We start from the raw sequence: 13392 nt of genomic DNA on the forward strand, positions 1-13392 counted from the left end.
GCTGATTGAAAAAGACATTCGCCAGCAGCATGGTCCTGCGCATGTGCGGACTCATCCTGCTGTCACTGACCGTATTTGCCTTTGGCTGTTACCACCTGATAGTCCAGAGCACGGTCGACAGCCTGGCCCAATCGGAAATGCAGGTTTCCGCCCAGCAACTGGAAGCCCGTACCCGCAATTTGCTGGGCAGCGTTGAAGACACGCTGCGCACCAGCCAGGCCTGGGGCCGTAGCAGCCAATGGAACAGCAACACCGAGTGGCTGACAGACAAGCAGCAGCTGCAACGCTTCAACGAGTTCTTCTTTCCCATCATCGAAAACCATGGCGAGATCGCCTCGGTCAACATGGCACATGAATCGGGCCGTGAAATCCTGTTGCTGCACAATGCCGATGGCGGCTGGGTAAACCGCCTGAGCGACCCGGCCCACTGGGGCCACACCACCTACTGGTTCTACTGGGACCGCCAGCGCAGGCTGATCCGCCATGAAACCCGGCAGCAGGATTACGATGCCCGCCAGCGGCCCTGGTTCAGGGGAGCCATGGCGCTTGCTAGCGACAGCAGCTTGTACTGGACCGCACCATATACCTTTTACACCACTCGCCAGACCGGCCTGACAGCCGTTAGCCGCTGGACTGCCAGCGACGGCAGCCGCTTTGTCATCGGCCATGATGTCAACCTCAGCAGCCTCGCCAGTTACGCCGGCAGCCTGCCCGCCGAGCACCAGAAAACCCTGGCCCTGCTGGATGACAATGGCCGTCTGCTAGCCCTGCCCTTTACCGACAGACAGCAACAAAGTGCACTGCTGCTGCGGCCGCTGGCCACCATCAAGGATGGCCCGCTGTCACATGGCTACCAGCACTGGCAGCGACGCAAGCAGCAGACCGGCCATGCCAGCCGGCAAAATGCGACTGACCAGGACTGGTTCAGCCTGTTTCAGCCCATGCGCTTTGGCCAGCAGACACTGTGGATAGGGGTGATTGCTCCACAATCTGCCTTTCTGCCCGGCAGCACTGGCGACATCCTGCTATTGCTGCTGATTACACTTGCCGCACTGGTATGCGGCGGTGTGGTCGCCCTGCGCACGGCCCGGCGTTTTGCCCTGCCACTGCAGCAACTGGCGGATGAAAGTGCGCGCATTGGCCGGCTGGAACTGGCCGTGCCGGTCAGCCAGGCAGCACTGCAGGCCCCATGGCAGGAAATCAGCCAGTTGGCTGCCGCCCAGGAGCAGATGCGCCAGCAACTGCAAACCAGCACCACCGAGTTGCAGCATGCACGCAGCCAGCTGGAGCTAAAGGTTTCCGAGCGCACCAGCGCCCTGCTGCACCAGGTGGCGCTGGTCGAAGCCCTGTTGGACATCATTCCCAACCCGATTTTCTACAAGGGCGAAGACGGTCGCTTCATTGGTTGCAACCAGGCTTACGAGCAGGCATTTGGCGTTAATCGGCGCGACTTCATCGGCAAGCGCGTACTGGACCTCGACTATCTGCCACTGGCTGACCGCCAGCACTACCAGCAGGAAGACGAAGCCGTCATTGCCAACTGCAGCCGGATCGCACGCGAAGAACAGCTGCCCTTTGCCGATGGTCAGCTACATCATGTGCTGTACTCGGTTACCGGCTTTCGCCATCAGGACAGCACACCAGGCGGCTTGATCGGCATGATCGTAGATGTCAGCGCACTCAAGACCGCAGAGCAGGATGCCCGCGAAGCGCGCCGCATTGCCGAGGCTGCCACCCGTGCCAAGGCAGATTTTCTGGCTAATATGAGCCATGAAATCCGCACCCCGATGAACGCCGTCATCGGCATGACCCAACTGGCCTTGCAAACCAGCCTCAACCCGCAGCAGCGCAATTATCTGGACAAAGTACATATTGCCGCCAACGGTCTCTTGGGCCTGATCAACGATATTCTGGACTTCTCCAAGATCGAGGCCGGCAAGCTCAGTTGCGAGCAAACCGACTTCATGCTGGAAGATGTCATCAGCCAAGTGGCCGATCTGGTAGCGCTGCGGGTGCGTGACAAGGGCCTGGAACTGCTGTTTGACATTGCCACCGATGTGCCGCCACGGCTGATCGGCGACCCGCTGCGGCTGGGGCAGGTACTCAACAATCTGGTAGGCAATGCCGTCAAGTTCACCGAACACGGCGAAATCACGCTTGCCGTACGGTTGGAAGCCGAAGACGCTGAACAGCTGCTGTTAAGCTTCGAAGTACGTGATACCGGCATCGGCATGAGTCAGGCCGAGCAGGAAAACGTCTTCCATGCCTTTGCCCAGGCCGACAGCTCCACCACCCGCCGTTACGGCGGCACCGGGCTGGGGCTGAGCATCTGCAAACACATTGTCGAACTCATGCACGGCGACATCACGGTCAGCAGCACTCCCGGCGCAGGCAGCAGCTTCAGCTTCACCTGCAGGCTTGGCAAGGCACAATCGCAGCCCGTGCAGCTCAGTACCCTGCCGGATATTCGCGGCATGCGCGCGCTGGTGGTGGATGACAATGCCGCCGCCCGCGAAGTATTTGTCCACATGCTGCAGGCCCTGCAGCTGGAAGCCGACGCGGTGGACAGTGGCCCGGCCGCCCTGCTGGCCCTGCAGCAGGCGCATGATGCCGGCAGGCCCTACCAGCTGGCACTGATAGACTGGAAAATGCCCGGCATGGACGGCGTGGAAACACTGCAATACATCCAGGCCCGGACAGCACTGCCTACCCCCGCCTGCCTGCTGGCCACCGCCCACGACAGCGATAGCCTGACACAGGCGCTAGGACAAACCCCGGTTGACGGCATTCTCGACAAGCCCGCCACTTTTTCCACGCTGCTGGATGCCATCCACACTGCCTGCCGTCACCAGCCGGCACTCACTCACAGCAGCAGCGCTCCGCGGCTGGATCTGCCACAGTTAAAGCAGTTGCTGCAAAACTGTCGCGTACTGCTGGTGGAAGACAATCAGACCAATCAGGAAGTGGCACTGGAACTGCTGCGTCAGGTTGGCATTCAGGCAGATCTGGCAGAGAACGGCGCTGAAGCGGTGGAAATGGCAGGCAAGCAGGACTACCAGCTATTGCTGATGGACTGCCAGATGCCGGTAATGGACGGACTGGAAGCCACCCGCCAGGTGCGCCGTCTGCCGGCGCATGCCGCTTGCAAGATCGTGGCCATGACCGCCAATGTCATGGCAGGCGAAGAGCAGCGCTGCCTGGATGCCGGCATGGATGATTACATTGCCAAGCCCATCGACATCCAGGTGTTCTATGCCACCTTGCTGCGCCATCTGCGACCAGGATTGCCGCAAGCTTTGCCCGGCAGCGGCAATAATCTGCAGCCACACCCCCCCGGCAGCACCCTGCTGGATCGCAATACCGCCCTGCTGCGCATGGGGGGCGACCAAACCTTGTACACCCGCCTGCTAAGCCGCTTCCAGGAGCGCGAGCGCGATGCCGTGCTGCGTCTGCAGCAGGCAATGGCCAAAGGAGAAGGCGACAGCACTCGACGCATTGTCCACAATCTGAAGGGGCTGGCCGGCAATATCGGGGCTGACGCGCTGGCCGCGGCCTGCCGTCATCTGGAATATCACCTTGATGGCGATGCCGTTCAGCAGGAAGAGGCCGTTACCCGCCTGCAACAACAACTGCAACTGCTGCTGGCCCATCTGGAAGAAGAACAAGCCCCGACGGAGCTTGCAAGCAGCACGCCGCCGGAAGACAGCAGACAGTTGATCAGCACCCTGGCGGCTCAGCTACAAGACAACGACATCAAGGCCAGCCGCACTGCCACCCTGCTCTACCACGCCCTGGCCGGCCATGCAGAGGCTGATGCCGCGCAACAAGTATCACGTCTGGCAGCACAATACGAATACGATGCAGCGCTGCAACAGCTGGAGCAGCTGGCCACACGCCTGCAACTGAACCTGACAATACAGTAGCCACCAGAAAGCACACCACCATGGCCGATCTCAGACAGCGCCAGAGCATCCTGATTGCCGATGACGTACCGGAAAATATCGAACTGCTGGCCGCCATCCTGGAAGACGAATATGCAATCAAGGTGGCCCCCAACGGCGAGAAGGCGCTGAAGATAGCGTATTCCGATGCGCCGCCGGACCTGATCCTGCTGGACGTGATGATGCCCGGGCTCAGTGGCCACGAAGTATGCCGCCGGCTGAAAGCCAACCCGGATCGCCAGCATATTCCGGTGATTTTCGTCACCGCCATGTGCTCGGTGGATGATGAAAGACTGGGGCTGGAAATCGGAGCGGTAGACTACATCACCAAACCCATCAGCCCACCGGTGGTAAAAGCCCGGGTACGCACCCATCTGGCACTGTACGACCAGACCCGCGAACTGGAACGCATGGTGGCGCAGCGCACGCGCGAGCTGCTGACCTCGCGCCAGCAAATCATCCAGCGCCTGGGCCGTGCTGCCGAATTCAAGGACAACGAAACCGGCAATCACGTCATCCGCATGGCGCACGCCTCGCGCCTGATTGCCGAAGTAGCCGGCTTGGGTGACAAGGCACAGGAAATCCTGCAGCTGGCGGCGCCGATGCACGATATCGGCAAGATCGGCATCCCCGATCACATCCTGCTCAAGCCGGGCAAGCTGGATAGCAGCGAGTGGGATTTGATGAAACAGCATCCACTGATGGGGGCTGACATCATCGGCAACCATGAAGACGAACTGCTGCAAACCGCCCGCACCATCGCCCTGACTCACCATGAGCGCTGGGATGGCAGCGGCTACCCCTATGGCCTGCGTGGCGCGGCCATTCCGCTGGTAGGCCGCATCGTGGCCATTGCCGATGTATTTGACGCCCTGCTGTCGGTGCGTCCGTACAAGCTGGCGTTGCCGCTGGAAGAAGCACTGGATTACATGTACGCCCAGGCAGGATCGCATTTCGACCCGCAACTGATTCCCGCCTTCAAGAAAGCACTACCGGAAATTCTGAAGATCCACCAGGCTTACGCCGACGACAATCAATTGCCGCCGGCACATCCGGGATGAAACCGGCGCAGTTGACTCAGCTTCCTATCACCGCCCTTGTCACAGGCAACCACGAAAAAGCCCCCGAAAAACGGGGGCTTTTTGTTGCGGGCTACAGCACCAGCGTGCTGTTTGCGCGTTTACAGCTTGAACTGCGACACCAGCGCACGCAGGTCGCCGCCACGACGGGACAGATCCTGGATGATGGTCAGAATGCGCTGCACGTTCTCGTCGCTTTCCAGCGCCTTGGCATTGATGCGCTCGGCACTTTGCGCCATCACTGTGGTAGCCGTGCTCTGCTCCTTGGTGGAGCTGGTGATTTCCGACATGCGACCGGCGATATCGTGGGTGCTGGCCTTGATCTTGCCCACCTTGTCTGCAGCTTCTCGCGACAGCGCCACGCCGGTGGCTACGCGCTCATTGGTCTTGCTGGTATGGCCGATGGCCACTTCGGTCTGGCTCATCACGCTATTGATCATCTGCGCGATTTCCACCGTTGCCGAGGCCGTACGTTCCGCCAGCTTGCGCACTTCGTCGGCCACTACCGCAAAACCACGACCCTGCTCACCAGCACGGGCGGCCTCGATGGCGGCATTCAGTGCCAGCAGGTTGGTCTGGTCGGCGATGTCACGGATCACGGCGACAATGCCGCGAATCTGCTCGGAATGGGAGGACAGATCACCCATGGCGCTTTGCAGCGCATCCACGGTCTGGACGATGGACTGCACTTCGCTGGCCACCTTCTCCATGGCCTGATAGGAGTCTTCCGAGTTTTCGCGAGTGGTGGCCACCAGCACTTCAGTCTCGCCGGCATTATCGGCGATATGGTTGATGCTGACGGTGATTTCCTCAATGGTAGCCGCAGTAGCGGACAGCTCGTTGGACTGCACGCGCGAATCGGAAGCAATGCTCTCGGCTGCCTGATGCAGGGCGGAAGTATCACGCGCCAGCGCTTCGGCGTCGTTGCGCACGGAAACAAACATGCCGTGCAGCTTGTGCACAAAGGCATTGAAGGCTTCGGCAATCTGACCGACTTCATCGTGCGAGCGAACCGGCAGATGCAGGGTCAGGTCACCATCGCCGCTGGCCACATTGCGCATGGCATCACGCAGCTCGGTCAGACCGGACAGCATGCGGGCCACCCCAACGGTTGCCAGCAGGGCCACAACCACCACACCGGCAATCAGCACGCCGATCATCAGCTCGATCAGGTGGGTAACGGACACAGTTGCCGCAGCCACCGGCACCACCACGCCCAGCAACCAACCGGTCTTGCCTACCGGGTAGAGTGCGGTCATGCTGGATTCGCCATTGATGGTGACAGTTTGCAGTGCACCGTCCTTGCTGATGCCGTTAAGGTCGAAGCCGGACATCACCTCGCCGATCTTCTTCATGCCCGAATCCTTGGCCGGATGGGCAATCACCGAGCCATCTCCGGTCACCAGGAAGGCAAAACCGTCACCCGGCAGCTTGGAAGAAACCACTTCATCGGCAACACGCGCCAGGGAAACGTCACCACCGGCCACAGCCACCAGTTGGCCATCCTTGCGCAGTGCCTTGGCGAAAGTGATGATGGGTTTCTTGGTGGCTGCATCGATATACGGCGGGGTAGCAATGGCTTCCTGCGAATTGCTGGCTGCCAGGTACCACGGGCGACCGGTCGGATCATAGCCCGGCGGCACCGGAGTGGAACCGGTGAATTGGGTCATTTTCTTACTGGGCTCGCCGACATACATATCATCCAGCTTGCCGGCTACTTGCGACTGATCGAGGATGGGCTTCATGTCCCCCTCGGTAAAGTGCAGCAGGGCGGAGCCGACGATATTCTGACGGGTGCTTACCCATTCGGTAATGAAACTGACCTTGTTATTGGCTGTCTGGCTGATCTGGTCGCTAATGGAAGACAGCAGGGCTTCTTTCATCTTCCAGTAAGCCACACCGCAGAACAGCAGCGAGATGGCCACCAGTATCATCAGGACGAATGCAAGCATTCTGGAACGGAGAGTACGCATGGAGAATCCTATTCTTATAATTGCTTAAAACCCTACACTGCTGCCCGGCATGACAGAAATTTACCATCACAGGCAGGCTGCCATGTTCCCGGCTTCACCACGACACGTCAATACCATTTTAAATGCAACGAGCATTTTAAAATGAAACTTGCACAATATCGGCATTGGTAGACAGATTCTGGCCTCAATCTCTTCATATCCCTCCCCGAAATATCAAAAGGTCGCCTGGACGGAAAGACCACGTTACAACGCTTTATTTATTGAACAGTTTCAGTCAACAATCCAGCTTTACAAGCAAATTATACTTTATGCATAAAAAAAGGATGCCTTGGCATCCTTTTTCAGCATTCAGCCGGCGTACGACATTGGCAATCAGCCCGCCACCGCATCTTTCAGGGCTTTGATCGGCGTGAATACCACCTTGCGCTTGGCCGGAATCAGCACGGTTTCGCCGGTTTTGGGATTGCGCCCATTACGGGCAGCGGTGTCTTTCACCTTGAATTTGCCGGTGCTGGCCAGAGTCAGCTCACCACCATTGACCAGTTCTTCACGAATGGTCTGTTCCAGGGCGTCCATGAAACGCAGGACATCGACTTTGCTGCTACCGGTTTTTTCAGAAAGGATGGCAATGAGTTGTTGTTTGGTCATACATGGCTCCTGCGCCGCAAATGATGAAAAATGGCGTTAAACCAAGAGGGTAACCAGCCAGCACCTGCTCCAGCAAGGGAAATTTGCGCTCGCATGGCAAACCGGGCGCTTCCGGCCGGCACACGCAATCTTGCGGCCATAGGCGCGTGACATGAAAGACAAGCGGTCAACAATGAACTTGCTTATGCTATTTTGATTACGTACAATTTCAAATAATCACTTAGCCGTTCAATACAGGACCACACCGCCATGCCAGCCCCCTGCCCCGTCAATTGCGAAAGCCACTTTACCCTGCCCATGCCGGACCACGCACTGAGCGGTGTCGGCATCTACGCCGGCCACTTGCTGAACATCGACAGCCAGGCAAGTCCGGTACATGGCAACCTGGTGCTGGCCGCTCTGGACGGCGAGTTGCTGGTTCGCCGCCTGCAGCGCAGTGGCACGCGCCTGCGTCTACTGGCCGCCCACCCGGACTATCCCGACATCGACCCACACTACGCTCAAGGCTTTGCCATCTGGGGTGTAGCCAGCGCCACCGCCAGCTGAACACGATGCCCGCCCCTCCACACCCTGCCTTGCCTGTTCATGCATCCAAGCTATAAATCAACAAACCAAAAGCTTGGTGGACGTAATCAAACCGGGGAGGGTAATCATGAACATTTCTCAAAGGCTGGCACTGACGCTGGGCATTGCCTTGCTGGCGCTGCTGGGAATCGGCGGCTTCGGCCTGTATGAACAGCAACAGGCAAATACCCGTTTCGAGTATCTGAACGCAAATACTTTCCCCAGCATTACGGCACTGGACGAAATGCAGGAAGCACTCACTCTGATGCGCACTGGCACCTACCGCCATGTGATTGCCCAGGATGATGCACAGAAGCAAAAAGACCAGCAGGCCATCAGCACCCAGGACAAGCGGTTTGACGATGCGGTGGCGCGTTATCAGAAAGACCTGATCGGCAGTGAGGAAGACCGCAAACTGCTGGAGCAGGACCGCAAGCTGATGCAGGACTACCGCATCTCCCGTGATGCCTTGCTTCAGCTATCCCGCCAGCACAAGACGCAAGAGGCGGAACAGGCCATTTTCAACGGACCGATGCGCAGCACTAGCGCGGCACTCAGCAAGAACCTGGCCGATCACATGCAGTTCAACTACCATCTCGCCGCCACGCTGTCCGACGACAACTCCAGGGCCTACAAGCAAGCCATCTCCATGTCCATTGCCATTATCGCGGCCTGCCTGCTGGTATGCGCCATTCTGGGCGGACGCCTGTTCAGCCACATCAAAAGCAGCCTGCTGGGAATACGTGACGTGATGCTGAATGTGCGCCAGTCACTGGACTTCCGTCTGCGGGTCAAAGTGGAACGCAAGGATGAAGTGGGCGAAACAGCCGAGGCATTCAATGCCCTGCTGCAACAACTGCAAAGTAGCTTCCAGGACATACGCCGCAGCGTGGAAACCGTGGATCAAGCCATAGAAGGCATGGCGGCCAACACCACCCAGATCGCCCGCAGCTCCGAAGTACAAAGCGAGGCAGCCTCCGCCATGGCAGCCGCCATAGAGGAAATGACCGTCAGCATCAACCACGTTTCCGACCGTGCAACCGAAGCCAGCAACCAGACCAGCACCGCAGGCAGCATGGCCACCCAGGGGGGTCAGGTCATCATGGCTACGGTCGCAGGCATCACCCAGGTTTCCGCCTCGGTGCAGGATGCGGCCAGCCATATCCGCCAACTGAAACAGGACAGTCAGACCATTGCCACGGTGATGGGGATCATCAAGGACATTGCTGAGCAAACCAATCTACTGGCACTCAATGCGGCCATCGAAGCTGCCCGTGCCGGTGAAATGGGCCGCGGTTTTGCCGTAGTGGCTGACGAGGTACGCAAGCTGGCGGAGCGTACAGCCAAGTCCACCACCGAAATTTCCAGCGTCATCAGCAAGATGCAGCAGGGTACGGAAAATGCTGTCAGCAGCATGGAGCAAGTAGTGGAACGCGCAAACCGGGAAGCCGACAGCGCACGCGAGGCCAACACCGCTATCGACCAGATCCAGTCGAACACCCATCAGGCAATGGGGCTGGTGCATGACATTTCCAGCAGCATAGCCGAACAGACCAGTACCAGTACCACCATTGCCCAGCGTGTAGAGCAGATTGCCCAGATGGCGGAAGAGAACTCATCCGCCGCAGGCAGCTCAGCCGATGCCGCCCGCGACCTGCATCAGCAAGCCAGAATGATATTGCACACCGTGGCGCAGTATCAGGTATGAGTCAGCAAACAGGACGTCACCCTCAACCAAGATGGGTGTGACGCTCCGGCCTGGACACAGTTTCCATTTCTACCAAGCCCTGCAGGATGCCGCAGGCATCCACCGCCTGCTCGCGCTGACAGCGCTGACGCAGCGCGTCCAGTTGCTGCTTGAGCTGTAATAACTCCGCAATGCGCGCATCGACATGGTGAATGTGATCGTCCAGCAAGTGATTCACCCCACCACAGTCCGCTGCCGGAGCCGCCATCAGCTCCAGCAACTGGTGGATTTCCTCATGCGTCATATCCAGTGCCCGGCAATTGCGCACAAAACGCAGCCGCTCCAGATGCCGACTACCATAACTGCGATAATTATTGGCCTCACGGTCTGCCGCCGGCAGCAAACCTGCCTTTTCATAAAAGCGGACAGTTTCCGTGGTGCAGCCTGCCTGCTGGGCCAGATCACCAATTTTCATGTTTACTCCTCTTCGCGCTTGACCTTGTAGCTGCTTCAAGGTGTTTACTGTAAGCCAAAGCCGCACAGGAGAACAATATGCAGCACTCGCACCAGCATGCTCAGACCAAGCCAGCACCAACCGGTCCGGCTTATCGCAAGAAAACGCACGCGCATGAAACCGGCACCGCCTGCTGCAGCACGGCTATGCCGGATGCGGCGCAGGCTCCTGCTGCCGCTGAAACCAGAGATGGCTTGCAGCATACGCCTATCCGCATCTTGCAGATGGACTGCCCCACAGAGGAAGCGCTGATCCGCAAGCAGCTATCCAGCCTGCCCGGCGTGGAGGCGCTGGAATTCCGCCTGATGCAGCGCCTGCTTACCGTAACGCACCAGCCCGCCGCCCTGCCCGCCATTCTTACTGCCATCAGCAGCCTGGGCTTCACCCCAGAAACAGCCGATAAGCAAACGCAGCCTGCCTCGGCAACCAAACCGACTAGTGCGTGGTGGCCGCTGGTACTGGCCGGCAGCGCAGCACTGGCAGCTGAAATTGCCGGCTGGCTGCAGGCTCCGGCATGGCTGGCAGCATCGCTGGCACTGGCAGCCATTCTGGGCAGCGGTATCAGCACTTATAAAAAAGGCTGGATTGCCCTGCGCCATTTCACCCTCAACATCAATGCGCTGATGAGCATCGCCGTCACTGGTGCGCTGCTGCTGCAGCAATGGCCGGAAGCCGCCATGGTGATGGTGCTGTTTACCCTGGCCGAACGCATAGAGGCTCGCTCACTGGACCGTGCCCGTCATGCCATCGACAGCCTGCTGCAACTGAGCCCGCCACTGGCAACCGTGCAGCAGGCAGACGGCAGCTGGCGGGCCATGCTGCTGGCAGATATCAGCATCGGCAGCATGGCCCGCGTAGCACCGGGCGAGCGTATTGCGCTGGATGGTGAAGTCATCCGCGGCCACTCCAGTGTCAATCAGTCCGCCATGACTGGCGAAAGCATGCCGGTGGAAAAACAACCAGGAGATACCGTGTTTGCCGGCACCCTGAATGAAAGCGGCTCTTTTGAATACCGGGTAAACGCCCTGGTTGCCGACACCATGCTGGCACGCATTACCCACGCGGTGGAACAGGCGCAGGACGCCAAGGCACCCACCCAGCGCTTTGTCGACCGTTTTGCCCGCATCTATACCCCGCTGGTTTTCCTGCTGGCCCTGGCGGTGGCCGTACTCCCCCCCCTGCTGGCAGCTGGCAACTGGCAGGACTGGATTTACAAAGCACTGGTATTACTGGTGATTGCCTGCCCCTGCGCGCTGGTGATTTCCACCCCGGTCACCGTGGTAAGCGGACTGGCAGCGGCAGCGCGGCGTGGCATCCTGATCAAGGGCGGCATCTGGCTGGAGCAGGGGCGTCGCCTGCGGTGGCTGGCACTGGACAAGACCGGCACCATCACCCATGGCAAGCCGGAGCAAACCGGCTGGCAGCAGCTGGCGGAAGGGAATGCCGCCCACACCCGCAGCCTGGCCGCCAGCCTGGCCAGCCACTCCGACCACCCTGCATCACGGGCAGTAGCGCGCGCCGCCGCACAAGACAAGATCACCCTGCAACAGGTCAGCAATTTTGCTGCTCTGCCCGGCCTGGGCGTTCGCGGGGACATTAGCGGCCACACCCTGTGGCTGGGCAATTACCGCTTGGCACAGCAGCAGGGACTTGGCTCCGCTAGCCTGCAAGCCCTGCTGGAACAACAGCAAATGCGCGGCAACAGCGTGGTGCTGCTGCTGGACCAGGACCAGGTGCTGGCCCTGTTTGCAGTTGCCGACACCGTGCGCCCGGATAGCCGTGCCGCCATTGCCGCCTTGCAGCAGCTTGGCATTCGCACCATCATGCTCAGCGGCGACAACCAGCACACGGTCAGCGCCATGGCCGCCAGCGTGGGCATGGACCAGGCTCGTGGCGAGCTGCTGCCGCAGGACAAGGCCGATGTCCTGGCCAGCCTGGCCGGTGAAGGCCTGGTCGGCATGGTGGGGGACGGCATCAACGATGCGCCGGCGCTGGCGCAGGCGGATATCGGCTTTGCCATGGGGGCCATGGGCTCGGACACCGCCATCGAGACAGCGGATGTCGCGCTGATGGAAGACAATCTGGCCCGGCTGCCCGATTTTGTTCGCCTGTCACGTGCCACGCACGCCATTCTGGTGCAGAACATTGCCCTGGCACTGGGCATCAAGGCCATCTTCCTGCTGCTGACTCTGCTGGGCATGGGCAGCATGTGGATGGCAGTATTTGCCGATGTCGGTGCCAGCCTGCTGGTGGTGGGCAACGGCCTGCGGCTGCTGCGCAAATAATGATTCCAGGCACGACACTTGCTTTTTGATAAGGACAGAAGCGCCTCCAGCACCCCGGAGGCGTAGCTGCCGCCCTCACCCCGGGTGAGCAGAACTTGCCTGCAGGAGCCAGACCATGACACCCAGCACCCCGCTTACCTTGCTGATAAGCAGACGCATCAACCCGGCACGCCATGCCGACTTTCACTTGTGGATACGCCGTGGTGAGGCTCTTGCCAGTCAGGCCCACGGATTTCTGGGCTCCGGTCTGCTACAGCCGCCTGCCGGCGATGACAACTGGCAAATCCTGTTCCGCTTTGTCGACCAGGCCAGCCTGGAGCATTGGGCGGCCAGCCCGGAACGTCAGGCCTGGCTAGCCGAAGGTGCCGGACTGATCCAGCACAGCCATGTGCATTGCGCCGCTGGGCTGGATAACTGGTTTGGCCTGAAAACACCGCCGCGCTGGAAACAGGCGATCATGATCTGGCTGGTGTTTTTCCCGGTATCCCTGTGCTTCAGTCTGCTGCTGGGTGATACGCTGGCCACCCTGCCGGTGGTATTGCGCGTGCTGTGCAGCACCCTGCTGCTGACGCCGGTCATGGTATTCCTGTTCATCCCGCTCAGCAGTCGGCTATTGCGTAACTGGCTGCAAGCTAGCCCCTCCCGCTCCGGCCAGTTGCACGGCGAACCCTGAATCTGACCGTTGGCCGCGCTTAATGCGG

9 protein-coding genes are annotated in these 13392 nt (G+C 59.8%); 6 read left to right on the forward strand and 3 right to left on the reverse strand.

What is annotated here, in order from left to right:
- The first annotated feature begins 5 nt into the window (after positions 1 to 5).
- Both QVF59_RS07055 and QVF59_RS07060 read left to right on the forward strand, forming a co-directional pair.
- Positions 6 to 3923, forward strand: coding sequence for a response regulator (locus QVF59_RS07055; RefSeq protein ID WP_287878351.1), 3918 nt, complete (start codon positions 6 to 8; stop codon positions 3921 to 3923).
- Positions 3924 to 3943: 20 nt separating this feature from the next.
- Complete coding sequence (locus QVF59_RS07060; protein WP_287878353.1) at positions 3944 to 5002, forward strand: response regulator; 1059 nt, start codon at positions 3944 to 3946, stop codon at positions 5000 to 5002.
- A 119-nt stretch (positions 5003 to 5121) separates the two neighbouring features.
- Here the strand turns inward: QVF59_RS07060 and QVF59_RS07065 are convergent, their stop codons facing one another.
- Entirely contained in the window at positions 5122 to 6993 is a 1872-nt protein-coding gene (locus tag QVF59_RS07065; protein WP_159876625.1) for a methyl-accepting chemotaxis protein, read from the reverse strand.
- 372 nt (positions 6994 to 7365) lie between these two features.
- The gene (locus QVF59_RS07070) at positions 7366 to 7641 is read right to left on the reverse strand and encodes an HU family DNA-binding protein (RefSeq protein WP_089083341.1); all 276 of its coding nucleotides are present in this window, start codon (positions 7639 to 7641) and stop codon (positions 7366 to 7368) included.
- A gap of 231 nt (positions 7642 to 7872) precedes the next feature.
- On the opposite strand from QVF59_RS07070, the gene QVF59_RS07075 reads away from it, so the two are divergent.
- Together QVF59_RS07075 and QVF59_RS07080 are read left to right on the forward strand one after the other, a co-directional pair.
- Entirely contained in the window at positions 7873 to 8187 is a 315-nt protein-coding gene (locus QVF59_RS07075; protein WP_353851333.1) for a LexA family protein, read from the forward strand.
- A gap of 106 nt (positions 8188 to 8293) precedes the next feature.
- Positions 8294 to 9913, forward strand: a complete 1620-nt coding sequence (locus tag QVF59_RS07080) for a methyl-accepting chemotaxis protein (protein ID WP_287878361.1) — start codon at positions 8294 to 8296, stop codon at positions 9911 to 9913.
- A gap of 22 nt (positions 9914 to 9935) precedes the next feature.
- Here the strand turns inward: QVF59_RS07080 and cadR are convergent, their stop codons facing one another.
- Positions 9936 to 10367 carry a Cd(II)/Pb(II)-responsive transcriptional regulator gene (gene cadR, locus QVF59_RS07085; RefSeq protein WP_159876618.1) on the reverse strand — a complete coding sequence of 144 codons (432 nt, stop codon included), beginning with the start codon at positions 10365 to 10367 and terminating at the stop codon, positions 9936 to 9938.
- 77 nt (positions 10368 to 10444) lie between these two features.
- On the opposite strand from cadR, the gene QVF59_RS07090 reads away from it, so the two are divergent.
- Both QVF59_RS07090 and QVF59_RS07095 read left to right on the forward strand, forming a co-directional pair.
- Positions 10445 to 12691 carry a heavy metal translocating P-type ATPase gene (locus QVF59_RS07090; protein WP_287878364.1) on the forward strand — a complete coding sequence of 749 codons (2247 nt, stop codon included), beginning with the start codon at positions 10445 to 10447 and terminating at the stop codon, positions 12689 to 12691.
- A 115-nt stretch (positions 12692 to 12806) separates the two neighbouring features.
- On the forward strand, positions 12807 to 13364 hold the full coding sequence (locus QVF59_RS07095) for an antibiotic biosynthesis monooxygenase (protein WP_287878367.1): 558 nt from the start codon (positions 12807 to 12809) through the stop codon (positions 13362 to 13364).
- The last annotated feature ends 28 nt before the right edge of the window (positions 13365 to 13392 follow it).

Source organism: Aquitalea sp. (assembly GCF_030150775.1).
Taxonomy (GTDB): domain Bacteria; phylum Pseudomonadota; class Gammaproteobacteria; order Burkholderiales; family Chromobacteriaceae; genus Aquitalea; species Aquitalea denitrificans.